This window comes from Streptomyces sp. NPDC048182 (genome assembly GCF_043202555.1).
Lineage (GTDB): Bacteria > Actinomycetota > Actinomycetes > Streptomycetales > Streptomycetaceae > Streptomyces.
Genome location: NZ_JBIDAQ010000008.1, coordinates 260,396 through 285,296, shown reverse-complemented (window position 1 = coordinate 285,296; position 24,901 = coordinate 260,396). Strand labels below are relative to the sequence as shown.

Below are 24,901 nucleotides of genomic sequence, written 5' to 3'. Positions count from 1 at the left end.
TGTGGCCGCGGTGGCGCGCGGCTCCTCATCCGCGGGCCCCTCTCCTCAGGGCGTAGCTGCGCGCCTTCCGGAAGTCGTCCTCCCACCACTGGCTGTCGCTGACGTCCTGCCAGGGCGAGGGGGTGGCGAAGGGGCCGATGGCCTCGAACACCGCTGCGGCGCCGGGCAGTCCGGCGGCCGTCAGCGCGTAGGCCAGGTAGTTCAGGTCCAGCAGGGAGCAGGCGGTCCGGTCCGGGAGATGGGCGAACCAGCCCTCCCGGGCCCGCTGGACGTAGTACTGGACCTGCTCGTCGATCCAGAACCCGACGGTGCTGGCGACCTGACCGCTCGCCATGCGCGCCAGGTACTCGTCGACCAAGGCGTACAGGGGCAGCGTCAGCAGTACGGACCCCGGCTTGGCCTGGGTGGCGACCCACCGTGCGAAGTCCACCGCTCCCTCGCCGCGGACCCGCAGGCACTGGAGCATCCGCTGGTACGCCTCCCGGTTGGGCGAGTCCCGCCGCTCGACCTGCCACAGCAGCGGCCACGGCCCGCGCGGCAGCATGGCCTCCGGCGGATCCGCCCAGTGGTCGACGGACTGCCGGTGCCGCGGGTCGGTGTCCAGTCGGGCGAGCGCCAGGAAGCACACCCAGGGCACGGGGTCGGCGGGCCACAGGCGGGCGGCTTCCTCGCACGCGGCGCGCGCGGCACCGACCGCCGGGAGCAGCGCGTGACGGTCCGCCGTGCCGGTGCCGGCGGCCAGGGCCCGGTGCGTCGCGACGCGGGCCCCCATCATCACGGCGTGGTAGTTCCCCGGCTCCTCCGCGGACCAGGCGGCGATGGCGTCGCCCTTCGCGGCGGCGGCTGCCAGGACCTGGCTGCGCGAGGTCCACAGCGCCCAGGTGTCCGTGTCGGCGAGCAGGTTCCGGGTGGAACGCCACCGGCCGAGCAGGAGGTCTTCCATGGCCAGGCCCAGGGCCTCGTCGTACCCCGCGGGGTGCGGCGTCAGGGCCGTCTCATTGGTGGCCATCGGCGCACCGCCCGGGTCTGCGGATGGCGGCAGTCAGGGCCGGGGCGCGACCTAAACACGTTAAGAGGAGCATCGGGGCCTCGTTAGGGGGGTGGGAAGTCCGCCGGGCTGCGGAGGTACAGACCCTGGGAAGGTAGCGTCCGCCGCCGGGCGGCCGGACCGCGGGTCCCGGCGGCCGGGGCGGTGCGTTCGGCTCCGCCGGTCAGGCGCCACACGATCTACAGGCCGGTCCCGCGGGGGGCGGGGCGGGAACTGCACTCACCATCTGTGCGATCACGGGGAACCCTCTGCTCCTGTGTCGTTCACGACGTGCGGCACCGGACAGCCCGCCTGGTGTGGGGCCACGGGACGCTCATCATTCTGCACAGCTGGGCTCGGATGTCACACGCGTTGCCTCCGCCGGCGATATTGAACATCACGACGACACGTCACATTGGACCAAGGTCGCGCCCCTGACCCGGAGAAATTGCGCAGGACTTTCTCAAGTCCCGTCCCACCGGACCGGTTTGGCGTCATTACGCCGACCTCCGGCAGGCTCGGACCGAGGAAGTGCCGGCCGACTCCGGTGATGCGGCGGGCATCGGCGTTTCGGCCATTTCCTGCCCGCAGCCGCTCCAAGCCGGATCAGGGATCTCGCGCCCACGAGGTCGCTGGATGCAGGAGACAGCGGGCTCCGCAGCACGACCGAATGACGTGTGTTCGATATCGCACCCGCGTCGTTGGACCTCACGCCTGCTGCGCGCCCCTCTGCCTGGCAGAGACCGGCCCGGTCTTGTGCTCCCTGCCCCATCCTCAGCACTCCCGGAAGGAATGCGGTGACGACTTCACCCACCACCGACGTCAGCGACGCGAGCGAGCTGCGCCACCAGCTCGTCGAGCGGCTCCAGACCGCTGGGCACATCCGCTCCGCCGCTGTCGAGCGTGCCTTCCGCACCGTGCCCCGACACACCTTCGCCCCCGAGACCGCGGTGGAAGCGGCGTACGCCAACGACATCGTCGCCACCCGTCGCCGCGACGACGGCACCGTCACCAGCTCCATCTCCGCACCCTGGCTGCAAGCCGACATGCTCGAAGCCGCCCGTATCCAACCCGGCCACCGCGTCCTGGAGATCGGCTCCGGCGGATGCAACGCCGCCCTGATCGCCGAACTCGTCGGTCCGGCCGGCCACGTCACCACCCTCGACATCGACCCCGCCGTGACCGAGAGGGCGGCCTGTTTCCTGACCGAAGCCGGGTACGACGACATCGACGTGGTCACCGCGGACGCCGAGCGTCTGCCCGACGAGGTGGTGCCCGAGGGCGGATTCGACGCCATCATCGTCACCGTCGACACCTGGGACCTGCCCTGGATCGACGCCCTGGCCGAAGGCGGCCGACTCGTCGCGCCGCTGCGCCTGCACGGCTACCACTGGGCGATCGGCTTCACCAAGGCGAAAGGGGTCCTGCACAGCGACGAGCCGCTCGTCGTCTGCGGCTTCGTCGCCATGCAGGGCGACGGCGCCTGGAAGCGCAACCGCCGCACCGTCCCCGGCACCGGAGTCCACCTCTCCTGGGAAGACGGCACCCCGCTGCCCGTGGACCAACTCACCCCCGCCCTCACCCGCGAGCCGACCGTCACCCGCACCGGCGTCACCGTCGGGGGCCAAGAGCCCTTCGACCTCCTCCAGCTCTACCTCGCCGGCGCCCTGCCCGGCTTCTGCCGCCTGGAAGCCGACCCCGACGGGAACCACCGGGTCCTCGACCCTCTGCCGCAACATTGGCCCGCCGCCGCGATCGTTCGCGGCACCTCCCTCGCCCGGCTGGCCCATCAGCGCATCGGCGACGGAGACGGAGACGGAGACGACGGCAAGGGGCGGTACGAGTTCGTCGTCCACGGGTACGGCGACCAAGGGCACGCCGCAGCAGAGGAGATGGCCGAGCAGGTGGAGAGCTGGCAGCGCAACCATCGCGGCGCCCGCTGCCCCCTCATCACCATCCGCCCGGCAGCCCACCGTGCTCCGGCGGGCCCGGAACCCTCGCCGCACGTGTTCGTCAAGAAGCACACCCGCGCCACCGTGAGCTGGCCACACCCCCGTAGTGAAAGGCAGAGACCCGTGCCCCCTCCCGTCCCCTCCCCGGGTACCCTCAGCCCCCACCAGGTGGAGGCGATCCGCCTGCCGCGCGAGGAGCTGTCCGAGTGCGCCTTCCTGGAAACCCGGGACGCCGTGCAGCGGCTTCGCCCCGTCGGCGCGCAGATCATGCTCGCCGCCCACCGGGCACGGCTCGGGAACACCACCACCGCCCGCCTTGTCGACGGCCGGCACATCTTCGACGTCCCTGCCCTGGACCGGCATGACGTCCACGTCCGCTGAGGTAGCCCCATGCCGCTGTCGCACCACCACATCCGCACCACCGTCGATGCCTACCTCGCTCGCCACCCGCACGAGCGCGAGCAGCTCCGCGTCTTCGTGAACGCCCTCGACCGGACCGGCGAGGAGATCGCCGGCCGCTCGACCTTCACTGGGCACATCACCTGCGGCGCGATCGTCGTCGATCAGCTCGGCCGGGTCCTGCACGTGCTGCATCTGGCCAGTGGGAAGGTGCTCGCCCCCGGAGGCCACGCCGAGCCCACCGACAACTCCCTGGCAGCGGTGGCGCTGCGGGAGCTGCACGAGGAGACCGGGATCCCGCCCCGGGCCGTCACGCCATGGCCGGGCTACGAGACGGTGCCGTTGGACATCGACATCCACGACATCGACGCCCACCCGGGCAAGGGCGAGCCCGGGCACCAGCACTTCGACCTCCGCTTCCTCTTCCACCTGCACGCGTCGGACGAGGTGCCCGTGGCGCTCCAGGAGGACGAGGTCGGCGGCATCGAGTGGCGTCCCGTGGACCGGGTGACCTCACCGACCCTGCGTGAGAAGCTGCTGAAGCTACCGCTCCAGGTCGAACCGGCGACGGCCAATGCCTCCGCCCTGGTCTACAACGACCGAGGCGAGTACCTGCTCCACCTGCGCGACTACTTCCCCGGCCAGATCTGGGAGCCGGGCATGTGGTCCCTGCTGGGCGGCGGCCGGGAGCCTCGGGACGCCACCCTGGAACACACGGTGCGGCGCGAACTGGCCGAGGAAGCCGGCCTCGACCTCGCCGACCTCACCCCGTTCGGCACCGAGTACGCCACCGACGACGCCGGCGCGACCGTACCCATCGCCGTCTACGCCGGCCGCTGGAACGGTGACCCCCGCGAACTCCACCTGACCGAGGGCGTGCTGCTCGCCTGGTTCGCTCCCTCGGACCTCCACCGCCTGCGCATCGCCGACACCACCAGCGACCTCGTACGCCGCCACGCCGCCGGCCTTCCGTCGACGCAGAGCGGGCCCGAACCCGAGGAACAGCGTCCGGCCTCGCCGCACGGCACGGTCCCCAACATCATCGGTGTCCACCTCTACCTGGAGAAGCCCGAGGGGACGGTACTGCTCGGGCTGCGCCACCCCGACTCCGCGTTCGCGCCGTCCACCTGGCACGTGCTGGCCGGCCACTGCGAGCAGGAGAACGCCATCGACTGTCTGATCAGGGAGGCCCGGGAGGAGGCCGGGCTGCACATCGAGCGCCAGGACGTCGAACTCGTCCACGTCGTCCATCACATCGGCCGGCCTGGGAATCCGCCCCGCATGGGCCTGTTCTTCCGTGCCCGCGCATGGCGCGGCGAGCCTGAGCTGCGCGAGCCGGACAAGTGCACCGAGTGGCGATTCTGGGACCCCGCCGCCCTGCCCGACGAACTCGTCCCCTACACAAGACTGGCCATCGCGAAGATCCAGAACGGCGAGCTCTACAGCGAAGTGGGCTGGCCCGCATGACCGCCACACCGACCGCCGCGCCCCGCCCCGTGCCCGCCGCGTCGGCGGCCGGCTTCCACGACCGGGACACCGGGCGGGAACTCGACGTCATCGTCCAGCGGGTCAGCCCGTACGCCTCCTTCAAGGACCTCCTCCGCTCAGAGGACATCGCGCGCATCGACCCGGACGGGCCGCCCCATGCCGATGACGGCCGAGGAGTATGCGCAGCCTGTTTCCGCACCCCGACGAGAATGCCACGGTCATTCAGCAGCTCATCCGCGCTCGGCGGCTCGCCGACCGGACGGCACGCGTCTCCAGCCGACCCCGCAGCTCCCGAGCCCCCGCCGCCCACGCGGCCGTCGGCGTCGGCGCGATCCTGCTCGGCGAGCAGGGCGTCCTGCTGGGACGGCACCGCCGCGGCACCGTCGAACTGCCCGGGGGAAGCGTCGAGGAAAGCGGTCTGGTCGCCCGGACTACCGACGTGAGGCTCCTGGGCACGCTCGTCGACTGCTTTCGCAACGGCAGCCGGGCCGCGACCCTCATCCGAGGTTGGCTCACGACGACCAGGTTGCCGTGGCGCCGTCCACGGTCGCGGCCCGCTGAACCCGGTCAAGGGCGCCGGTCCCCAGCTGGTCCCCAGGAATGATCAAGGGCCGGTTTCGGATGGCTCCGAAACCGGCCCTGATCTGCGACTGTCTCCAGTCGGGACGACAGGATTTGAACCTGCGACCCCTTGACCCCCAGTCAAGTGCGCTACCAAGCTGCGCCACGTCCCGTTGCCCGCCTGACCTGGGCTTTCCCCGGGCCGAACGCGCAGGAAAACCATACCGCACTCGGGCCCGTGGTCGCGCATCGCTTACCGGGCGTCCGTCGCCTCTTGACCTCAAGTCCGATCGAGGTCGCACGATCGGACGCATGACGACCACCGAGGAGACCGGGCGGGCGTACACCTACGCCGACCTGCCCGGACTGATGTCGCTGATGACCGGCGACGAGAAGCACGGCCCGGCGGCCACGTCCACGCTCGACGTGCTGTGGGTGCTCTACGACCGGGTGCTGCGCGTGGACCCGCGGCGGGCGGCCGACCCCGGGCGGGACCGGTTCCTGCTGTCCAAGGGGCACGGTCCGATGGCGTACTACGCCGTGCTGGCCGCCAAGGGGTTCGTGCCGACGGACTGGCTGCCCGGGTTCGGGGCGTACGACTCCCCGCTCGGCCACCATCCCGACCGCACCCTGGTGCCCGGCGTGGAGATCGGCAGCGGCTCGCTGGGGCACGGCCTGCCGCTCGCCGTCGGCACCGCGCTCGGGCTGCGCGCCCAGGGACTCGACGGGGCCGCGGTGTGGGTGCTGACCGGCGACGCCGAGCTGGACGAGGGCAGCAACCACGAGGCCGTCGCCTTCGCCGGTCCCGCCGGGCTGGAGCGGCTGCACACCGTCGTGGTGGACAACGCCTCCGCGAGCCACGCCCGCCCCGGCGGCATCGCGGCCCGCTTCGAGGCCGCCGGCTGGTCGGTGGCCACCGCGGACGGCCGGGACCACGAGGCGCTGTACACCGCCTTCACCGCGCCGCACCCGGGACGCCCGCACGCGGTCGTGGCCCGCGTCGAGCCCAAGCCCGCCTGAACCCCGGCCTCCAGCCCCAGTCCCAGCCCCATCCCCTACGCCCTCACACCTGCGCCTGCACTTCGGAGGAGCCCTCCATGGACACCATGCGGGACCGTTTCCACCCCGTCCTCACCCGTCTGCTCGACGAGGATCCGCGCGTCGCCCTGGTCCTCGCCGAGATCGGCAGGGACGGCTTCGCCGAGGCCCTGCGGCGCCATCCCGACCGCGTGGTCAACGTCGGCATCCGGGAGCAGCTGCTGATCGGGGCCGGCGCGGGGATGGCGCTGACCGGGCTGCGGCCCGTCGTGCACACCTTCGCGAGCTTCCTGGTCGAGCGGCCCTTCGAGCAGGTCAAGCTGGACCTGGGGCACCAGGGGGTGGGCGCGGTGCTGGTGAGCGCCGGCGGCTCCTACGACTGGCCCGCCGGCGGCTTCACCCACATGGCGCCCGGTGACGTGGCACTGCTCGACACGCTGGACGGCTGGACCGTGCACGTGCCGGGGCACCCGGACGAGGCCGAGACGCTGCTCCGGCACGCGGTCGCCGCCGGGGACGACAAGGTGTACGTGCGGCTGTCCGCGCAGGGCAACCGCGAGGGGCACCCGGTCGACGGCCGGCGCCTGCGCACCGTCCGGGAGGGCCGCCGGGGCGTGGTCGTCGCCGTCGGACCGCTGCTCGACGCCGTGCTGGACGCGACGGAGGGCCTGGACGTGAGTGTCCTGTACGCCACCACCGTCCGCCCCTTCGACGCGGCCGCCCTGCGCCGGGCCACCGAGGCGGCGGGCACGGACGTCGTCCTGGTCGAGCCGTACCTGGCGGGCACCTCGGCGGGGGCCGTGAACGAGGCGCTGACCGACCGTCCGCACCGGGTCCTGGGGCTCGGCGTCGGCCGGCGCGAGCTGCGCCGCTACGGGAACCCGCAGGAGCACCTCGCCGCCCATGGCTTGGACGCCCGCTCGTTGCGGGAGCGCGTCACCGCCTTCACGGCGGCCACGCGCTAACCGGGTTCGGCGCAGGGGGCCGGCGCCGGTGCCGGTGCCGGGGTCCCGGCCACGGGTCCTGTGGTCACCGGATCGGCACGGACCAGGCCGCGCACCGCCGGTATCGCCAGCAGGGCGAAGCAGACGGCGAAGCTCACCGCGCCGGCCACCAGCAGCACCTGGTCTGCGCCGAGGGCGGCGGCGGCCGGGCCGGCGAGGGCCTGGCCGACGGGCATCATCGCCAGGGAGCCGGCCACGTCGTAGGCATGGATGCGGTTCAGGACGTCGGCCGGGACCTGGGTCTGCACGCTGGTCGCCCACATCACGCCCCAGAAGGACATGCCGGCCCCCGCGACGGCCGCCCCGGCCGCCATGACCGGCACACCGAGCCCGGCGCCGACAGCCGAGGGGAAGGCGGCGAAGCCGACCAGGGCGACCGCGCCGGCCCGGAGCATGCGCCGGGGGCGCAGCCGCAGGGCGAGGAGACCGCCGGCCACGGTCCCGGCGCCGAGCGCGGAGTTCACCAGGCCGTAGGCGCGGGCGCCGTGCTGCTGCACCACCTCGGTCGCGACCAGCGGGATGGTGGGTCCCCAGACGGCGATCATGTAGACGCACCAGACGGCGATGACACTCCAGAGCCACTGCCTGGAGCGGAACTCCCGCCAGCCCTCGACCAGTTCGCCCCGGAACGCCCGCGCGCCGCGGCTCGCCCCGCGCGCGCCCGCCGGGAGCGCGGGCAGCCGCATGAGCAGCAGGCACGCGCCGCTGACGGCGTAGGTGGCGGCGTGGGCGGCGAAGACGCCGCCGGGCGAGGCGACGCCGACCAGCAGGCCCGCCACGGCGGGACCGGCCAGTTGCGCCGCGGACTCGGCGACGCGTATCGCGCCGTTGGCACCCTGGACGTCGGCGGCGAGCCGGGGCACGGTGCTGGCGACGCCCGGCTGGAAGACGGCGGCGGCGACGCCGTTGGCGAACCCGATGGCGCAGATCTCCCACAGCACCACATGGCCGGAGAAGAAGAGCGCCGCGGTCAGGGCCTGGGTGCCCAGGCGCACGGCGTCGGCGCCGATCATCAGCTTGCGGGTGCTGAACCGGTCGGCGAGGACCCCGCCGAAGACCACCAGGCCGGCGAAGGCGGCGGCGGTGGCCGCCATGGCGAGGCCGACGGCGCCCGCCCCGTAACCGTGCTGGAGCAGTCCGACGGCGAGCGCGACGGGCAGCATGGTGTCGCCGAGCCGGGCGACGGCCCGCGCGGTGAAGAACAGGGCGAAGTCCCGTGACCAGAGCGGCCGGGCGGCCTTCCGGCCCCTCGTCTCCGGATGCACCGGCCCTGCCGATGTCCCCCTCATGCCGTCCACCTCTCCCCGCCGGCGCCCTCAGACCCACTGCCCCGGGATCATGGCACGGGGCACTGACAATCCCGAGGGGATTTCACCGTCCGGGCGGCAGCCCCAGCCGGGGGTGGGCGTCGAGGAGGCCCGTCGGGGCCGCCTGGCGCCAGGAGTCGGCGAGGATGTCGCGCAGCTCGCCCTCGTCCTCCAGGGCCGCGAGCCGGGCCCGCACCCAGGCGAACTGCGCCTCGTGCCGGGCGATCCAGAACTTCCCCGGCTCGGCCAGCACGAGCTCGTCGCGCTCCTCCTTGGGGCAGCGCACCGCGAGGGAGGTCTCCTCCTCGGGCAGCGTGGCGAACATCTTGCCCGCCACCCGGAAGGTCGGCATGCTCCAGGCGGTCTTCTCCGTGGTGTCCGGCAGGGACAGGGCGATACGGCGTACGTCTTCGGCGTCCGGCATGTCAGGCACCGTAGCCGCAGCCACCGACAGTCACCCGCCGGCCGGAACGGCGCCCAGGCGCTTGAAGTACACCGTCGCCGGGCGCAGGACGCCCGCGGGGTTCTCCGCGAAGTCGGGGATGACGCCGGCCGGCGTCCAGCCGGCGCCGCGGTAGAGGCGCTCGGCGGGGCTGTCGGTCTCGGTGTCCAGGTGGAGCAGGGTGATGCCCAGGCCGGCGGCGGCGCGCTCGGCGGTGGTCAGCAGTGCGCGGCCGACCCCCTTGCCGCGGGCCGTGGGCGAGACCATCAGCTTGACCAGTTCGGCGCGGTGGCGGCTGTTGGGCTTGTCCGGCAGGGCGATGCTCACCGTGCCGGTGACCCGGCCGTCCTCCTCGGCCACCCAGACGAAGAGCCGTCCGGCGGCCACGGCGGCGACCCGCTCCCGCCACCACGCGGTGGCCTCCGCGTGGTCGAAGGAGGCGAGGAAGCCGACCGAGGCGCCGCTGTCCACGGTGTCGGTCAGCAGGCCGGCCAGGTCGTCGAGGAGGGCGGTCAGGGCGGGGGCGTCGGCGCGGCGCACGGTGCTCATGGCAGCACCACCGCGAGGACGTAGCGCGCGTCCCCGGCGCCGGCGCACCGGAACCGGGTCGGCCCCCACACCCGCAGCCGCAGGCAGTCGCCGGTGGCGACATGGTGCTCGACGTCCTGCGCGGTCACCTCGAGGGCCCCTTCCAGGACCCAGATGTGCTGTTCCAGGCCGGGCACGGGCGGCCGGTCGTAGGCGAGGTCGGCGCCGGCGGCGAGCCGGCCCTCGACGAGCTCGCCGCGCAGGCCCGCGTGCGGCGGGGAGACCGAGCGGCGGACGAAGCCGGCGGCCCGGTCCTCCCAGCGGGGCTGCTCGTCGGCCCGCACCAGCAGCGCGGGTTCCGCCTCGACCTCGCTGAGCAGCCGGGACATGGTCCGGCCGTACACGGCGCACAGGCGGTTCAGCAGGGCGGCGGTGGGGCTGATCTCGGCGCGCTCGGCGCGGGAGAGGGTGGAGCGGCTGACGCCGCTGCGCTCCGCCAGCTCCCCCAGCGACCAGCCGCGCTCGGCGCGCAGCTCGGCGAGGCGGGCGGCGAGCCGGGCGTCCACGGCGGTGGCGTCGGCCGCGTCGTCGGCAGGTATCGGGTGACTCACATCCGGGATGCTATCCCAGATGTGAGACGCGACGGAAGCGGGTCACCGCTCGGCGACCGCCGCCAGCGCCGCCAGGACCGGCCGGATCAGCGGATGCCCCTCCGCTCCCCGGCGCACGGCGGCGAAGACCCGGCGAGTGGGCGCGACGCCGTCGACCGGGCGGACGACCACCCCGGCGAGGTCCATGCCGCGCAGCGCCGAGCGCGGCACCAGCGCCACCCCGGCGCCGCCCGCGGCGAGGGACACCACCGCGCGGAAGTCGTCGGAGGAGTGCTCCAGGCGGGGCTGGAAGCCGGCGCTCTCGCAGGCCAGGACCACCACGTCGTGGCAGGGGTTGCCGGGGTAGGGGCCGATCCAGGGATCCTTGGCCAGCTCGGCCAGCGGCACCTCGGGGGCGTCGGCGAGGCGGTGGTCGACCGGGACGACGGCGTCGAACGGCTCGGCGTACAGCGGCACATGGGTCAGCCGCGGGTCGTCGGCGGCCGGCGCCCCGCGGTACTCGACGGCCACGGCCACGTCGACCTGCCGGTCCAGGACCATGGGCAGACTGGCGTCGCCCTCGGCGTCCTGAACGCGGATGCGGATGCCGGGCGCCGAGCCGCCGAGCCGGGCCAGGGCGGGCGCGACGACCAGGGCGATGCCGGTGGCGAAGGCGGCCACGGTGACTGTGCCGGCCTCGCCGGAGCCGTAGGCGGCCAGCTCGGCCTCGGCGCGCTCCAGCTGGGCCAGTACGGCGTTGGTGTGGCCGAGCAGGATCTCGCCGGCCGGGGTCAGCCGGACGCCCTTGGCGCCGCGCTCGACCAGGCGGTGGCCGGTCTCCTGCTCCAGGGCGGCCAGCTGCTGGGAGACCGCCGAGGGCGTGAGGTACAGCGCGGCGGCAGCCGCCGTCACGGTGCGATGGTCGGCCACCGCTCGGAGGATGTGCAGCCGCCGCGCTTCGATCACGCTGCCGATTCTCTCACCCGTACGGGGTGAACGGGCCGCTCAGGGGGCCGGCGAACCCCTCGACGACGGTCTCGGCCCCGGCGGCCGTGCCCACTGCGCAGAGCCGACCGCCGTTCTGGCGCAGATCGAGGAAGAACCGCGTGGCCGTGCCGATCCGCCGCAGGCCGTGGATGCGGGCGTCGGGGTAGCCGAGCCCGTGGAGGGCGTGCCTGACCCGGGTGGGACCAGGGCGTTCAAGGGCCGTGAGCGCCTGCGTGACACGCTCCTCGTGGAGGCTCGCCGCGCACCAGTCGAGGGCGGACAGGTTCACCTCCGGACCCTCCGTGGGCAAGGCCGGCTCCACCGGACCGTCCGGCGGTGTCGCCACCGGTCCGGGCGGCTGCGGCGCCGGGCCGGGCGGCTGCGGCGCCGGGCCGGGCGGCAACGGGCTCGCATGACCCATCCGAGGTTCGTCCGGGTTGCGCAGCCGGCCTGAGGACAGCCGGGCCGCACACACCTGGGCGGTCGGCGGCGGTCGCGTCCGGCGGGGCGGCGGCAGCGCCGCCCGCCCGGCCCGGGGACGCCACGGTGCGGGACCCGCCCGAGGACGCCGCGGCGCCCGACCCGCCCGGCCGCTCGGTGCCGCAGGACACGAGGGCCAGGGCGGCGAGCGCCGTGGTGGCGAGGGTGAGCGGAAGGCGGCGCGGGGCGGGCGGGGCGCTGCGGACCGGACCAGGGTGTCGTCTCATGCGCCCAGTCTCGGGACGCGCCGTCCGCCGCTCCTAAGTAGCCGTACTCAGTCCGGGACCGCGCACCCACTCATCCCCGCCCCGCGGCCTCCAGCTCCGCGCGCGCCGCGACGAACGCGTCCACCGCCCGGTCCACGTCGGCCGTGGAGTGGGCGGCCGACAGCTGGACGCGGATGCGGGCCTTGCCCTGCGGGACGACCGGGTAGGAGAAGCCGATCACGTACACCCCGCGCTCCAGGAGCAGCTCGGCCATCCGGCCGGCCTCGGAGGCGTCACCGATCATGACGGGGGCGATGGCGTGGTCGCCGGGGAGGATGTCGAAGCCCTCCTCGGTCATCCGGCGGCGGAACAGCTCGGTGTTCTCGGCGAGCCGCACCCGCAGGTCGTCGGCGGACTCCAGCAGGTCGAGGACCTTCAGGGAGGCGGCGGCGATCACCGGGGCGAGCGTGTTGGAGAACAGGTACGGGCGCGAGCGCTGGCGCAGCAGGGCGACGATCTCGGCGCGGGCGGCGACGTAGCCGCCGGAGGCGCCGCCGAGCGCCTTGCCGAGGGTGCCGGTGATGATGTCGACGCGGTCCATGACGCCGTGCAGCTCGGGCGTGCCGCGCCCGCCGGGGCCGACGAAGCCGACGGCGTGCGAGTCGTCGACCATGACCATGGCGTCGTAGCGGTCGGCCAGGTCGCAGATCTCGCGCAGCGGGGCCACGTAGCCGTCCATGGAGAAGACGCCGTCGGTGACGATCAGGCGGCGGCGCGCGCCGGACGCCTCCTTGAGCTGCGTCTCCAGGTCGGCGAGGTCGCGGTTGGCGTAGCGGAGGCGGCGGGCCTTGGACAGCCGGATGCCGTCGATGATCGAGGCGTGGTTCAGGGCGTCGGAGATCACCGCGTCCTGCTCGCCGAGGAGGGTCTCGAAGACGCCGCCGTTGGCGTCGAAGCAGGAGGAGTAGAGGATCGTGTCCTCCTGGCCGAGGAAGGCCGAGAGGCGGGCCTCCAGCTCCTTGTGGACCTCCTGGGTGCCGCAGATGAAGCGCACGGAGGCCATGCCGTAGCCCCAGCGGTCCAGGGCGGCGTGGGCGGCGGCGATCACCTCGGGGTGGTCGGCGAGGCCGAGGTAGTTGTTGGCGCAGAAGTTGAGGACCTCGCCGGGGCGGCCGCCGGCGGTGACGTCCACGGTCGCGGATTGCGGGCTGCCGATGACCCGCTCCGGCTTGTGCAGGCCGGCGGCGCGGATCTCGTCGAGGGTGGCGCGCAGGTCGTCGCGCACGGAGTCGAACACGGGGGCTCCAGAGGAAGAATCGCTTGGCGGACGGGGGTACGGCTCAGACGGTCCAGTCGAGGATGACCTTGCCGCCGCGACCGCTCGCCGCGTCGGCGAAGGCCGCCTCGTGGTCCTGGTAGCCGTAGCGGCCGGTGATCACCGGGGCCAGGTCGAGGCCGGCCTCCAGGAGGACGGACATGGCGTACCAGGTCTCGAACATCTCCCGGCCGTAGATGCCCTTGATCGTGATCATGGAGGTGACGATGCGGGCCCAGTCGACCGGGAACTCCTCGGCGGGCAGGCCGAGCATGGCGATCCGGCCGCCGTGCGTCATGTTGGCGATCATGTCGCGCAGTGCCTCGGGGCGGCCGGACATCTCCAGGCCGATGTCGAAGCCCTCGCGCAGGCCCAGCTCGCGCTGGCCGTCGGCGATGGTGTTGCCGGAGACGTTCAGGGCGAGGCTCACGCCGACCTTGAGGGCGAGCTGGAGCCGCTCCTCGCTGACGTCGGTGACGACCACGTTCCGGGCCCCGGCGTGCCGCGCGACGGCCGCCGCCATCAGGCCGATCGGCCCGGCGCCGGTGATCAGGACGTCCTCGCCGACCAGCGGGAAGGACAGGGCGGTGTGCACGGCGTTGCCGAACGGGTCGAAGATCGCGGCGACGTCGAGGTCGACGGGGACGCGGTGCACCCAGACGTTGCCGGCCGGCAGCACGACGTACTCGGCGAACGCCCCGTCCCGGCCGACGCCGAGCCCGACGGTGGCGCGGCACAGGTGGCGCCGGCCGGCCAGGCAGTTGCGGCACTTGCCGCACACCAGGTGGCCCTCGCCGCTGACCCGGTCGCCGGTCTTCACCTCGGTGACGTCGCGGCCGGTCTCGACGACCTCGCCGACGAACTCGTGGCCGACGACGAGGGGCGCGGCGATGGCCTGCCGCGCCCAGCCGTCCCAGGCCCGGATGTGCAGGTCGGTGCCGCAGATGCCGGTGCGCAGCACCTTGATCAGCACGTCACCGGGCCCGACGGCGGGCTCGGGCACGTCCGCGAGCCACAGTCCGGGCTCCGCCTTCTCCTTGACCAGCGCCTTCAACGCTACGGCTCCTGACGGGGGTGAGATCCCGGCGGTGGACATGCCGAAGCGGCCCGCATCCGGGAGGCGAGGGGGATCACACAGCAATCTGCCGTACCGGCCCGCCCCCGGTCCATCGAGCATTTCTTAACCGCCCCGGCAGCTCTCCTTCACACCGCCCGGCCGGTCAGAGCGGCAGCCCGTCCGCAGCGCTCCGCTCGATGCGCCGTACGAGGTCGGCCGCCGCCGACTTGATGGCCGCGAGGCCCGACGTCCCCCAGCTCCGCGGCCGGACGTCGGCGGCGCACACCGTGCCCAGCGCCGTCCCGGTGCTGTCGATCAGCGGTGCGCCGAGGTAGGAGCGGATGCCGAACTCGTCGACGACCGGGTTGCCGGCGAAGCGCGGGTAGTCGCGCACGTCCTCCAGGACCAGCGCCTTGCGCCGCACCACGACGTGCGGGCAGAAGCCGTGGTCGCGGGCCTGGTGACGGCCGAACACGGGCCGGGCGCCGTCCCTGCCGGGCGCGGGCTCGGGTGCCCGCAGCCCGGCGAAGAACTGCCCGCCCTCCACCAGGAAGTTGACCATCGCGTACGGCGCGTCGGTGAGCCCCGCGAGGTCGCGGGCGAAGGCGTCGAGGGCCGGTTCCGGGCGCTGCGCGAGGCCCAGCCCGCGCAGCCGGCGCACCCGGGCGGGCGCCTCCCGGTCCTCGGGCGTGAGCAGCAGCCGGCCGGCCGGGCGCGGCGGGTCGTAGCTCATGGGCGGGCTCCCTTGTCTCGGACGTGTCCCGGGCGTCACCTGCGGGCGCCGTACTCCGGGGCGGTGGCCGGTGTGTGGGCGATGAGGTGGCGTACGAGGGTGAGCAGGGTCTGCACCCCGGAGCTGGAGATGCGGGCGTCGCAGGGCACGACGGGCACCTCCGGCGGGAGGTCCATGGCGATCCGGATCTCCTCGGGGTCGTAGCGGTGCGCCCCGTCGAACTCGTTGACCGCGACGACGAAGCCGAGGCCGCGCTCCTCGAAGAAGTCGACGGCGGCGAAGGACTCCTCCAGGCGCCGGGTGTCGGCGATGATCACCGCGCCGAGCGCGCCCTCGCACAGTTCGTCCCACATGAACCAGAACCGCTCCTGTCCCGGCGTGCCGAACAGGTACAGGACGTGCCGCGGGTCGAGGGTGATGCGGCCGAAGTCCATGGCCACGGTCGTCTCGCGCTTGTTCTCGATGCCGTCGAGCCGGTCGGTCGCGGCGCTGACCGTGGTGAGCAGTTCCTCGGTGCTCAGCGGCGCGATCTCGCTGACCGCGCCGACGAAGGTGGTCTTGCCGACCCCGAAGCCGCCAGCGACGAGGATCTTCAGCGCGGTGGGGAAGGGGTCAGAGCTGTCGTCGTAGTCCATCGAGCACTGCCTCCAGAAGGTCCCGGTCCGTGGGGTCGTGGTGGAACTCGGCGGGGGGTTTGGTGGTCAGCGCCCCGCAGTCGAGAAGGTCCGAGAGCAGAACCTTGGTGACCGCCACCGGCAGCCTCAGGTGCGCGGACAGCTCGGCGACCGGCAGGGGCGCCCGGCACAGGTCGAGGGCCTGGGCGTGCTCGGGGCCCAGATAGCCGAGCGGGGTGGCGCCGGTGGCCATGACCTGGGACATGAGGTCGAGCGCGACGGTGGGCCGGGTGCGCCCGTTGCTGACGGTGAAGGGGCGCACCAGGCGGCCGGCCGCGTCGTCGAGCCATGGCCCGTCGCCGGCCGCGGCCACCCTCAAGGCCTCATCGCCGGCGGTTCGACGGCGTGCTGCTGCCGGGGCGCGGTCACCAGGTAGGGGCGGACGCTCTTGACCAGCATGGCCATCTCGTAGCCGAGGACGGCCGCGTCGGCCTCGCGGCCGGCCATGACGGCGAGGCAGGTGCCGGACCCTGCCGTGGTGACGAAGAGCAGCGTCGAGTCCAGCTCCACGACGACCTGCCGCACCTCGCCGCCGTCACCGAAGCGGATGCCCGCACTGCGGCCGAGGGAGTAGAGGCCGGAGGCGAGGGCCGCCATGTGGTCGGCGGAGTCCGCGTCGAGGCCGTGCACGGACTTGACCAGCCCGTCACAGGACAGCAGCACCGCGCTGGTGGTGTGGGGTACGCGCTGGACGAGGCCACTCATCAGCCAGTCGAGGTCGGAAACATGGCCGGTCGGCGCATCGCTCGCCATGGGGGATCGACTCCTTGGGGGTGGGAAGGTCGTCAGGTGGGGGGTGGGCGCGGTGATCGTCCGGCGTGGGCTCGGCGGTCACCCGGCGTGGTCGCGGTGGACCGGCTTCCGGCGCTCCTGCTGCTCCGGCAGCTCGGTCAGCTCGGTCCGCTCCAGGTGCTGCTGGGCCTCCGCGAGGCTGACGCCGCGTCTGAAGGCCGCCATCAGGCCGGGATCGTGGCCGGCCGGGTCGTCGCCCTCCTGCCGGGGCACGGGGCCGCCGCGGAGCTGGGGCACGAGGTGCTCCTGGGCACGCCTGCGGGGCAGGTGGGGCTTGCCGATGGTGCCGCGCACGGCGCCGAGCGGCGGCAGGGGCGGGACGGCGCTGTGCTCGGCGAGGACGGCGGTGTGCTCGGCGAGGGCCGCGCGGTCCTCGGACCGCACGCCGGGCACCGCGCCGGCCGGGGTGGCCCGGTCCCGCCCGGCGCCGCGCAGGGGCAGCGGCGCGGGGCCGTCCGTGGGCGGGGGCTCCACCGGGCGGAGGCGCGGCGGTGCGACGGGGGCGGGTGCCACGGGCTGCGGCTGCGGCCGGGCGGGCACAGGCGTCGACACCGGTGCCGGCAACGACATCGGCACCGGCGCCGGTTCGGGTCCGGTCACCTCCCCCACGAGGCCGGCGCCCTCGTCGCCGGCGTCCGGCGCCGAGCCCAGCAGGCTCTGCGGCAGGATCAGGACGGCCTGGATCCCGCCGTAGATGTTGGACTGGAGCCGCACGGAGATGCCGTGCCGCTTGGCGAGCTGGGAGACGACGAACAGCCCGATGCGGCCGTCGGCGAGCAGGCGGCCGACGTTGACCTGGTCCGGGTCGGCGAGCAGCGCGTTCATCCGGTTCTGCTCGGCGACGGGCATGCCGAGCCCGCGGTCCTCGACCTCGACGGCGAGCCCGGAGGTGACGAGTCCGGCGCGGAGCAGCACCTCGGTGTGCGGGGCGGAGAACAGGGTGGCGTTCTCGACGAGTTCGGCGAGCAGGTGGATGACGTCGGCGACGGCGTGGCCGCGCAGGGTGCCGTCGACGGGCGGGACCAGGCGGACCCGCGAGTACTGCTCGACCTCGGCGATGGCCGAGCGCAGCACCTCGGTCATGTCGACGGGGTTGCTCCACTGCCGCCGGGAGACGGCGCCCCCGAGCACCGCGAGGTTCTCGGCGTGCCGGCGGATGCGGGTGGCGAGGTGGTCGACGTGGAAGAGGCCCTTGAGGAGGTCGGGGTCCTCGATCTCGTTCTCCAGCTCGTCCAGGAGCGAGATCTCGCGGTGCACCAGCGACTGCAGGCGCCGGGCGAGGTTGACGAAGACCTCCAGCTTCTGCTCGCTGCCGACCTGGCTGGAGAGCTGGGCGGCCCGGACGACGGCGGTGACGGCGCCCTCGTGCGCGCGGGAGAGGTCGGCGGCGAGGAGGTCGAAGTCGTCGGCACCGGCCGGCGGCCCGCGGCGCGGCGCACGCCGGGGCGGGACCTCGCCGCGCCGCAGCGCGTCGACCACGCCGCGCAGGTCGCCCTCCGCGCGTGCGGTGCTGCGGCGCAGGGCGCCGACGCGGTCGTGCACCGAGCGGGCGGCGCGGTCGGCGGCGACGGCGGCGATGCCGACGGCCACCAGGGTCACGAAGACCGCGCCACCGAGCACGCCCCACAGCACGGCGCCTGGCCGGACACCGGTGGAGCGGACCGTGAACAGCACGACCGCGCAGCCGCTGAGCGCGACCGCGACGGGTGGCAGCACGGCCAGGCGCAGCAGTTGGGGCCGTATGTGGGTCTCGGGCAGCGCGGGGGCGGTACGGGCGGCCGGCCGGCCGTGCCGTCCGCCCTCGCGGCGGTCCGCTCGCGCGGCCGGGGCGCGGAGATGCGACATCGAGGTCCTCGTACTGGTCCGTCGGGCGGGTGCTCGCGGTGTCGGCAGACGCACCGGAGCCCCGGAACGCGTCACCCGACGGACACCGACGGTAGTCGCCCGCACGTCGCGCGGTGAGGAGTTGGGGAACTCCCCCGGGATGCGTCCCACTCTGGTATGAGGTCTCGAACAGCAGAGCGAGAACTCATCGGCACCACCGCTGACCAGGCCAGAGGCATATACGATGCCTGATCACCAAGTACGGCGGTGCAGGGGCGGGGTGGGGCGGGATGGCGGACGCGGGGCAGCTGGAGTTCGGGGCGCTGCTGCGGCGGTCGCGGCTGGCGGCGTCGCTGACGATCGAGGCGCTGGCGGAGGCGTCAGGGGTGAGCGCCCGCGGGATCGGTGATCTCGAACGGGGCCGGCGGACCACTCCGCAGCGGGGCACGGTCGCCGCGCTGGCGGACGGACTCGAACTGGGCGAGGCGGAACGGGCACGGCTGCTGGCCGCCGCCCGGCTCGGCCGCAGCCCCCGCCGCGGCCTCGCCGACGTGCGCGCCTTCCCCCGGGACATCGACGACTTCGTGGGCCGTGAGGCGCAGTTGGCCCGGCTGACGGCCCTGGCCGGCCAGGAGTCCGGCGGGCGCCCCGCGGTGGTCGCGGTCTCGGGGGCGCCGGGGACGGGCAAGACCACCCTGGTCCTGCACGCCGCCCTTGCGCTGGCCGACCGGTTCCCCGACGGGCAGCTGATGGTGGACCTGCGCGGCATGGACGACGATCCGCCCGGCCCGGCCGAGCTGGCGCTGCACGTCCTGAAGGCCCTGGGCGTCGCCGACCGGGAGCTGGTCGCGGCGGGACCGCAGGGCCACGCGGAGCTGTGCCGGCGGGCCGTGGCGGAGCGGCGCTGCCTGCTGGTCCTGGACAACGCGCGCGACGAGGCGCAGGTCCGCCCGCTGCTGCCGAGCCCGGGCGCGGGGATGGTCGTGATCACCAGCCGGCGGATGCTCACGGGGCTGGAGAGCGTGCACCGCCTGCCGCTCGGCGAGCTGTCGCCCGCCGAGGCCGCCGCCTGCCTGACCGCCGTCGTCGGCCGGGAGCGCGCGGAGGCCGACCCGGACGCCCTCGCCGAGGTCGCGGAGCGCTGCGCACACCTGCCGCTGGCCCTGCGGGTGGCGGGCAACTGGCTGGCGACGCGCACCGGCTGGACGGTGCGCCGCCTCGCCGACCGCCTCGCCTCGCAGGAGCGCCGCCTGGACACCCTGGCCGCCGGCGACCTGCGCGTCTCGGCGGCCTTCCACCTCTCCTACCGCCAGCTCAGCCCCGGCGCCGCCCGGCTGTTCCGCCTGCTCGCCCTCGTCGACGGCCCCGACACGGGCACCGCCGGCGCCGCGCTGCTGACCGGGCAGCACGTGTTCGACGCCGAGGACGCCCTGGAGGAGCTGGTCGAGACGGGGCTGCTGGGCACGGACCGGGAGCGCTACCGCCTGCACGACCTGCTGCGGCTGTACGCCCAGGACCGGCTGGCCGCCGAGGAGGCCGAGGAGGAGACCGCGGCGGCCCGCGCCAGGCTCCACCACTGGCTCCTGGAGACGGCGGTCGCGGCCGGCCGGTGGTACGAGCCGGGGCACGGCGCCCCGCCCCCGGACCCTCTGGGCCTGGTCGACCTGTCCACCGCGGAGCACGCCCGGCGCTGGCTCCAGGCGGAGGGCCTGAACTGGCTCGCCGCCCTGCGCGCCGCGTCCGCCCGGGGCGAGCACGCGAGGGTGGTGGAGGTCGCCGACGCCCTGCACTGGTTCTCCGACCAGTGGATCTTCTGGGGCCACTGGCCCGAGGTCTGCGCCCTCGGCGCCGCCGCCGCAGAGGCGCTCGGCGATCCGCTCCTGGAAGCCGTCCACCTCAACTACCTCGCCTGGGCCCTGCTCATCTGCGAGAGCCGCCACCGGGACAGCCTCGACCGCTCCGATCGCGCCCTCGCCGCGGCCCGCCGCGCCGGCGACCTCCCGCAGCAGGGCTGGGCACACAGCTACACGGCCTGGGCGCTCAGCCTGCTCGGCGACCATCCCGCAGCCACGCCCCACAACCGCGAGGCCGCCCGGCTCTTCAAGGCCGCGGGCGACCTGCACGGCACGCTGCACGCCATGAGCAGCCACGCCGACACCCTGCTGCAGGCAGGCCGGCACGAGGAGTCGGTCACCGAGCACCTGGGCGCCCTCGCCTTCCTCGACGAGGCCGGCGACCGCATCGAGCCGCACAGCGCGGCCTTCTCGCGCACCAACCTCCAGACGTCCCTCGGGCGGACCTACGCCCTCCTGGAGAACTGGGCGGAGGCCGCCGAGCACCTGCGCGCCGCCGTGGACCTCGCCCACGGCAGCGGCAACCCCGGCCTGGAGAGCCGCGCCCTGATCCACCTCGCCGACGCGCTGCTCGCGGCCGGCCACCGGGAGCAGGCCCGCGACGCCTACGCCCGGTGCCTCGCCCTCGGTGCCGCGGCCAACCCCCAGCACGTGGCCACGGCCAGGGAGCGCCTCGCCGGGCTGGGGTGAGTGGTGGCCGGGGCGCATGCTCAACGGCGTCGGCGGGGCGCGACGGTCATCGTCACGGGGACCGCGGCGACGTGGTAGGGCGTGTCGGTGCGCACCTTCAACTCCGCCCGGTACGTGCCCGGTTCGGCGGCCTCGGCGACCGCCGCGTCCAGCGAGACCCGCACGGTGACGGCGGCCCCCGGGCGGAGCGTGACCTGCCGCCGGTCGACGCCGAGCCAGGGCACGTCCCCGACGGTGTCGCCCCGGTCGTAGCCGGGCAGCACCTCGACCCCGGCGCCGGGCGGGGAGGTGAGGAGGCTGTCGCGCTTGCCGCCGACGCGGTAGAGGCCGGGGGCCGCGCCGCCGCGGTAGACCGGCGCGGCGACGTTGGGCAGCGCGCTCCAGGTGCCGGCCCGCGGGTCGAAGGCGAAGCTCTGGTTGGTGACGCCGGCCGGGGCCCGGCCGCCCACGGTGAGCAGCAGGCCGTTGGCCGTGGCGTGGGCCGCGCCCCACAGGGTGGTCGGCAGGTCGGCGACCGGTGACCAGGCGTCGGTCACGGGGTCGTAGGCGTAGGCGTGCTGGGTGGCGCCGCCGTCGGCCGTGCCGCCGGCGCAGTAGAGCAGGTCGTCGATCGCGCCGCAGGCGCTCCAGGAGATGGGCTCGGGGTAGGGGGCCATGGCCGACCAGCGGTCGGCGGCCGGGTCGTAGGCGTAGACCTCCTTGGTGTTGCAGGAGGTGGCGGTGCAGCCGCCGACGACGTACAGCCTGCCGTCCAGGACCGCGCTGCCCGAGGCCGCGTAGGGCCGGGGCGCGGGGGCGCCGGTGGTCCAGGTGCCGGCCGCCGGGTCGTAGATCTCCAGCTTGGCGTCGGGGGCGCCGTCGGTGCCCCAGCCGCCGACGGCGTAGAGCTTGCCGTCGATGAAGCCCTTGGCCGGCGCGGCGCGGCCGTCGGCCGCCGGGGCGAGCTTCGACCAGGTGCCGGCGGCGGGGTCGTAGGCGTACAGGTCGGAGGTGTAGCCGCTGCCGGTGTAGCCGAAGGCGGAGTAGATCCGGCCGCCGTACGCCGCGACCGCGTTGTCCGAGACGGCCGCCGGCAGGCTCGTCACCGGCTGCCAGGCGTCACCGGCGGCCGCGGGCGCCGCCGTCGACGGTGCCGGCCCGTCGCCGGAGGTGCCGGGGCGCTGCCGCAGCGGGGAGGCGTCGCCGGGCACCAGGCGCAGCGGCGCGCCCCTGGCCGGCTGGGCGGGGAGGCCGCCGGGCTGCTCGGTGAGGGTGAACGCGGCGGGCGCCCTGCCGGTGTTGCGGACGGTCAGCTTCCTGGTGCCGGTGCCGCCCCGGGGAAGCGTCTTGTCGACGGCCGCCGGGGTGATCCTGAGCCGCCCGGCGTCGAGGGCGCGGTCGGCCCGGGTGACGGTGTCGGGTGTCACCCGCACGTTCCTGGCGGCGGCGGTGTACCTGGTCTTGGTCGTCGTGAAGGAGTGCTTGCCCGGGGTGGCGGAGAACAGCCAGTAGAAGCCGTCGCCCAGCCGCGAATCGTCCGGGGTCGCCCTGGTCACGGCCGACTGGCCGGGGGCGTCGGCGTTGGTGACGGTGGCTCCGACGACGCCGGCGCCGGTGTTGGCGTCGGTGACGGTGCCGGCCACCAGACCGCCGCTCACCGGGACGTAGGGCCGGTCGCCGACGAAGATGTCGTCCAGCTGCCACCAGTAGCCCCAGGTGGCGACGAAGCGGAACCGCAGCTGCACGGTCTTGGCGCCGGCGTACGCGGTGAGCGGCAGCTCCACGTGGCCGGTCAGCGGGGTGTTCCAGGTCTTCAGGGTGGTCCAGGTGGTGCCGCCGTCGGTGGTGAGGTCGACCGAGGCGCTCTGGCCGTTGTAGCTGACGTAGTCGGTGTCGAAGGCGAGCCGTGGACTGGTGTAGCCGCTGAAGTCGTAGACCGGGCTGAGCAGGGAGCTGTCCTGGTGGGCGCCGCCGCCGATGTGGTCGCTGTCGACGATGGCGAAGCCGCCGGTGCCCGAGGTGTGGTTGCCGCGGTGTCCCGGGTCGGAGAACTCCCAGCCGCCGGTGGTGCGGTCGGCGTTGGCGACGCTCCAGCCGGCCGGCGCGGTGCCCGCGGTGTCGAAGCGCTCGGTGGGGCCGGTGGGCCGAAGCTCGTAGCCGGCGGCGGTGGCCGCCTCGGCGTCCACGGGGATGGCGGCGTCCACGGTCCTGGCCCCGCGGCCGACGGTGACCTCCTTGGTGACCGTCCGGTAGCCGGGGTACTGGGCGGCGAACCGCAGGGTGTAGGCCCGGCCCTCGGGCAGCCGGAGCCGGTAGCGGCCGGTGCCGGGGTCGGTGAAGACCGGGGCGCCGGGCACGCCGTCGGCGGTGACCGTCGCGTACAGCGGCCAGCCGTGGCCGGAGCCGTCGCTGACCTTGCCGGTGACGGTCCGGGTGGCCGCCGCCCGCAGCGCGAAGCCCGCCGTCGCCGAGCCGCCCTCGGTGACCTCGACGCCCGTGACGGTACTGCCGTGGTAGCCGTACAGGTCGGCGGTCAGGTCGTACCGGCCGGGTGGCAGCGCGAGGGAGTAGTGCCCGTCGGCCCCCGTGGCGGCGGTGCGGTGGCCGTCGGCCGTCACGGTGGCGCCGGCCAGCGGGTGCCCGGCGGAGTCGGTGACGGTGCCGCTCACCGCGCCCTGCGGGTAGCTGCGGAAGGCAGCCGTGCCTCGCGGGGTGCCGAGGCCCGTCGGGCCGTCGTAGCCGGTCGTCGCGGTGCACAGGTAGCCGGGCGCGCAGGTGCCGTTGGCGCCGTCGGTGACGTCGTTGAGGGCGGTCGGCTCGAAGTAGGGGTAGGAGTTGGGGTAGCTGCCCGCGGCGGGGGTGCCGGCGGCCGCGTAGACGCCCGCGATGATCGGCGCGGAGGCGCTGGTGCCGCCCATCACGGCCCAGCCGGGGCCGCCATAGGTCTGGTAGACGGCCACGCCGGTGAGCGGGTCGGCGACCGCGGCGACGTCCGAGACGGTCCGCCGGGCGCAGCCGGTGTCGGACTGGAAGGCGGGCTTCGGCTCGTACGCCGAGCAGCCCGAGCCGGTGCCGCCCTGGCTGTTGCGCCAGACCGACTCCGTCCAGCCGCGGGTGCCGGTGGTGGTCCGCCGCAACGCGGTGCCGCCGACGGCGGTCACGTGCCGGGAGGCGGCGGGGTAGGTGACGCCGTAGCCGTGGTCGCCGGAGGAGGCGACCATCGCGACGCCCGGGTGGTCGTAGTGGACGTCGAACTCGGCGGTCTGCGCCGGGTCCTCGCCGCTGCCGGACGTGCTGTCGTACGCGCTGCCGTAGGAGTTGGAGACGTACCGGGCCCCCTGGGCGACGGCCTGGTCCACCGCGGCGAACATGTCCGCGAAGGTGTCGCTGTCGGCCTCGACGAGCAGGAGGTGCGCGCCCGGCGCGGCCGCCGAGACCATGTCCAGATCGAGCGAGGTCTCGCCGGCCCAGCCCTCGTGGGGCTTCGGGTGGTCGGTGCCGCCCCGCTGGTCGATCTTGCGGAAGCAGCCGTTGGCAGTGGTGCACGCCGGCAGGCCGTACTGCGCCCGGTAGACGGCGAGGTCGGACTCGGCCGTCGGGTCGTCGAAGGCCACGACGACGGCCACGGTCTGCCCCGCGCCGCCGCCGGCCGGCAGGTCGTACGCGCTCCGCAGATCCGCAGGTCCGTAGCCGCCGGGTGCCGCTGCGGACGTCAGGGCCCCCTGTGCGCCGCCGACGTCGTTGCGCCGCAGCGCGAAGCACCCGACCCGGCCCGGCCGGGGCGCGTCGCAGACCTGCTCGACGGCCGGCTTGGCGGCCGACGGTCCGGTGTCGGCCGGGCCCGCCGGGGCCGCCCCGGCCGGGGGCAGCCCCGCGCCCGCCGCCGCCAGGACGGCAAGGACGAGGACGGCCAGACGCAGGGGTGTGCGCCGCGGGCGCGAGCCGGACAGCCTTGGTATGGGCAACGTGCTACTC

General features: G+C 74.6%; 20 protein-coding genes and 1 tRNA gene. 5 read left to right on the top strand and 16 right to left on the bottom strand.

Going from position 1 to position 24,901, the window contains the following annotated elements:
* Positions 1–25 precede the first annotated feature (25 nt).
* Positions 26–1,009 carry a hypothetical protein gene (locus tag ACGFZL_RS18610; RefSeq protein ID WP_393692919.1) on the bottom strand — a complete coding sequence of 328 codons (984 nt, stop codon included), beginning with the start codon at positions 1,007–1,009 and terminating at the stop codon, positions 26–28.
* Between the two features lie 815 nt (positions 1,010–1,824).
* Between ACGFZL_RS18610 and fxlM the strand changes: the two genes are divergently transcribed.
* On the top strand, positions 1,825–3,360 hold the full coding sequence (gene fxlM / locus ACGFZL_RS18605) for a methyltransferase, FxLD system (RefSeq protein WP_393692917.1): 1,536 nt from the start codon (positions 1,825–1,827) through the stop codon (positions 3,358–3,360).
* 9 nt (positions 3,361–3,369) lie between these two features.
* Complete coding sequence (locus ACGFZL_RS18600) at positions 3,370–4,845, top strand: NUDIX domain-containing protein (protein WP_393692915.1); 1,476 nt, start codon at positions 3,370–3,372, stop codon at positions 4,843–4,845.
* A gap of 681 nt (positions 4,846–5,526) precedes the next feature.
* Here ACGFZL_RS18600 and ACGFZL_RS18595 read toward each other — a convergent pair.
* Positions 5,527–5,600: transfer RNA gene (locus ACGFZL_RS18595), tRNA-Pro, on the bottom strand.
* Positions 5,601–5,739: 139 nt separating this feature from the next.
* Between ACGFZL_RS18595 and ACGFZL_RS18590 the strand changes: the two genes are divergently transcribed.
* Positions 5,740–6,447 carry a transketolase gene (locus tag ACGFZL_RS18590; RefSeq protein WP_393692913.1) on the top strand — a complete coding sequence of 236 codons (708 nt, stop codon included), beginning with the start codon at positions 5,740–5,742 and terminating at the stop codon, positions 6,445–6,447.
* Between the two features lie 77 nt (positions 6,448–6,524).
* Positions 6,525–7,430, top strand: coding sequence for a transketolase C-terminal domain-containing protein (locus ACGFZL_RS18585; protein WP_355176189.1), 906 nt, complete (start codon positions 6,525–6,527; stop codon positions 7,428–7,430).
* On the opposite strand, the gene ACGFZL_RS18580 is transcribed toward ACGFZL_RS18585, so the two are convergent.
* The 13 genes from ACGFZL_RS18580 to ACGFZL_RS18520 form a co-directional block, all read right to left on the bottom strand.
* A complete protein-coding gene (locus ACGFZL_RS18580; protein WP_393692911.1) occupies positions 7,427–8,758 on the bottom strand; it encodes an MFS transporter in 1,332 nt (443 codons plus the stop codon). The genes ACGFZL_RS18585 and ACGFZL_RS18580 overlap by 4 nt on opposite strands.
* Positions 8,759–8,840: 82 nt before the next feature.
* Positions 8,841–9,200: an MmcQ/YjbR family DNA-binding protein gene (locus ACGFZL_RS18575; RefSeq protein WP_393692910.1), complete on the bottom strand. Its 360-nt coding sequence runs from the start codon at positions 9,198–9,200 to the stop codon at positions 8,841–8,843.
* A gap of 30 nt (positions 9,201–9,230) precedes the next feature.
* Entirely contained in the window at positions 9,231–9,767 is a 537-nt protein-coding gene (locus tag ACGFZL_RS18570; protein ID WP_393692909.1) for a GNAT family N-acetyltransferase, read from the bottom strand.
* The gene (locus ACGFZL_RS18565; protein ID WP_393692907.1) at positions 9,764–10,357 is read right to left on the bottom strand and encodes a helix-turn-helix domain-containing protein; all 594 of its coding nucleotides are present in this window, start codon (positions 10,355–10,357) and stop codon (positions 9,764–9,766) included. Before ACGFZL_RS18565 ends, ACGFZL_RS18570 begins: the two co-directional genes overlap by 4 nt.
* Positions 10,358–10,399: 42 nt before the next feature.
* The gene (locus ACGFZL_RS18560; RefSeq protein WP_393692905.1) at positions 10,400–11,302 is read right to left on the bottom strand and encodes a LysR family transcriptional regulator; all 903 of its coding nucleotides are present in this window, start codon (positions 11,300–11,302) and stop codon (positions 10,400–10,402) included.
* A gap of 13 nt (positions 11,303–11,315) precedes the next feature.
* On the bottom strand, positions 11,316–11,633 hold the full coding sequence (locus ACGFZL_RS18555) for a hypothetical protein (RefSeq protein ID WP_393692903.1): 318 nt from the start codon (positions 11,631–11,633) through the stop codon (positions 11,316–11,318).
* Between the two features lie 467 nt (positions 11,634–12,100).
* Entirely contained in the window at positions 12,101–13,306 is a 1,206-nt protein-coding gene (locus tag ACGFZL_RS18550) for a glycine C-acetyltransferase (RefSeq protein ID WP_393692901.1), read from the bottom strand.
* A gap of 43 nt (positions 13,307–13,349) precedes the next feature.
* Positions 13,350–14,378, bottom strand: coding sequence for an L-threonine 3-dehydrogenase (gene tdh / locus ACGFZL_RS18545; RefSeq protein WP_355176182.1), 1,029 nt, complete (start codon positions 14,376–14,378; stop codon positions 13,350–13,352).
* 166 nt (positions 14,379–14,544) lie between these two features.
* Complete coding sequence (locus ACGFZL_RS18540) at positions 14,545–15,114, bottom strand: GAF domain-containing protein (protein ID WP_355176181.1); 570 nt, start codon at positions 15,112–15,114, stop codon at positions 14,545–14,547.
* 35 nt (positions 15,115–15,149) lie between these two features.
* A complete protein-coding gene (locus tag ACGFZL_RS18535; RefSeq protein WP_393692899.1) occupies positions 15,150–15,749 on the bottom strand; it encodes an ATP/GTP-binding protein in 600 nt (199 codons plus the stop codon).
* Complete coding sequence (locus ACGFZL_RS18530) at positions 15,727–16,101, bottom strand: DUF742 domain-containing protein (RefSeq protein ID WP_355176179.1); 375 nt, start codon at positions 16,099–16,101, stop codon at positions 15,727–15,729. Before ACGFZL_RS18530 ends, ACGFZL_RS18535 begins: the two co-directional genes overlap by 23 nt.
* A 2-nt stretch (positions 16,102–16,103) precedes the next feature.
* Positions 16,104–16,541, bottom strand: a complete 438-nt coding sequence (locus ACGFZL_RS18525) for a roadblock/LC7 domain-containing protein (RefSeq protein WP_355176178.1) — start codon at positions 16,539–16,541, stop codon at positions 16,104–16,106.
* A 78-nt stretch (positions 16,542–16,619) separates the two neighbouring features.
* Entirely contained in the window at positions 16,620–18,425 is a 1,806-nt protein-coding gene (locus tag ACGFZL_RS18520) for an ATP-binding protein (protein WP_393692896.1), read from the bottom strand.
* A gap of 269 nt (positions 18,426–18,694) precedes the next feature.
* Here ACGFZL_RS18520 and ACGFZL_RS18515 point away from each other — a divergent pair, with 269 nt between their 5' ends.
* Complete coding sequence (locus ACGFZL_RS18515; protein WP_393692894.1) at positions 18,695–20,947, top strand: ATP-binding protein; 2,253 nt, start codon at positions 18,695–18,697, stop codon at positions 20,945–20,947.
* Between the two features lie 20 nt (positions 20,948–20,967).
* On the opposite strand, the gene ACGFZL_RS18510 is transcribed toward ACGFZL_RS18515, so the two are convergent.
* Positions 20,968–24,891, bottom strand: coding sequence for a carboxypeptidase regulatory-like domain-containing protein (locus tag ACGFZL_RS18510; protein WP_393692892.1), 3,924 nt, complete (start codon positions 24,889–24,891; stop codon positions 20,968–20,970).
* Positions 24,892–24,901 lie beyond the last annotated feature (10 nt).